The sequence below is a fragment of the Actinosynnema sp. NPDC023658 genome (assembly GCF_040639995.1).
Lineage (GTDB): Bacteria > Actinomycetota > Actinomycetes > Mycobacteriales > Pseudonocardiaceae > Actinosynnema.
The window spans coordinates 1-1,147 of the sequence record NZ_JBFAAX010001427.1 but is presented as its reverse complement, the minus strand read 5'-3'; the positions used below and the strand labels follow the sequence as shown (position 1 = coordinate 1,147).

Annotated in this window: 2 protein-coding genes; both read left to right on the top strand. The window is 73.8% G+C overall.

All coding sequences use genetic code 11. From position 1 onward, the window contains the following. Positions 1-383 (top strand): CoA transferase (locus AB0G02_RS41545; protein WP_360806470.1); only part of this gene is annotated, 383 nt, incomplete at its 5' end. Between the two features lie 381 nt (positions 384-764). Then, the coding region (locus AB0G02_RS41540; protein ID WP_360806473.1) for a serine/threonine-protein kinase at positions 765-1,147 on the top strand (383 nt) is incomplete at its 3' end.

Genomic DNA, 1,147 nt, shown 5'->3' with positions numbered 1-1,147 from the left:
ACCGGCGCGGGTTCGACAGCCTGGTCCAGGCCGCCACCGGCATCGCCGCGGTCGAGAGCACGGACGGCACCCCCGGCGTGCTGCCGGCCCAGGCGCTCGACCACGGCACCGGCTACCTGCTCGCCGCCGCCGTCCTGCGCGCCCTCACCGAGGGCCGGGGCGGGCACGTCCGGCTCTCGCTGGCCGGCACCGCGTCCTGGCTCCTGCACGACGTGCGGCCCTCACCCGCCCACGGCCACTACGACCCCGGACCGTGGCTGGTCGAAACCCCGTCGCCCTACGGCCTGCTCCGCCACGCCCGCCCGCCGTTCACCCCCGCCGGCACGTGGGACCACCCGCCGACGCCCCTGGGCACCGACGAACCGCGCTGGCAGCCGGCCTGAACCCACCGGCGCAACGCCACCGCGCAGCGCGTGGCGGTGGCGGGTTCGGTTCTCCTCGGCGTTCATGAGGGACGTTCGCAAGTGCTGATCACAGCAGGTCGGTCCGACGTCGACGGCCGCCGCGACGCCCTCCGAGTCCACAGAGGACAGCCCCGGGGACGGCGTGCCGGCGTTCGGTGGTGCGCAGCTCACCTGGACCACCCGCCCGCGTGGTGAAGGGACAAACGGCCCGTGGAAGTGTTACGACTGGGACGTACGTTCGAGGGGTAACCCGATCGGGTACCCCCGGCGCCGGACGTGCGCGCGACGTTGGGAGCACGGGTGGAGGACCGCACTATCGCAGGCCGGTATCGGCTGACCGAGAGGATCGGCACGGGTGGGATGGGGGTGGTGTGGCGGGCCGAGGACCAGCGGCTGCGCCGCATCGTCGCGGTCAAGGAACTGCTGTCCCGCAGCGGGTTCGACCAGGAGTCGATCGACCGCGCGATCCGGGAGGGGCGCCTCGCGGCGCGCTTGTCGCACCCCAACGTGATCGCGCTGTACGACGTGGTCGAGCACGACGGCCATCCGTGGCTGATCATGGAGTACCTGCCGTCCCGCAGCCTGGCCGCGGTGATGGGCGAGCGCGGCACCCTGCCGCCGGACGAGGTGGCCCGGCTGGGCCTGCAACTGGCGTCCGGGCTGGCCGCCGCGCACGCGGCCGGCGTCACGCACCGGGACGTGAAGCCGGGCAACGTGCTGGTCACCGAGTTCGGCACGGTCAA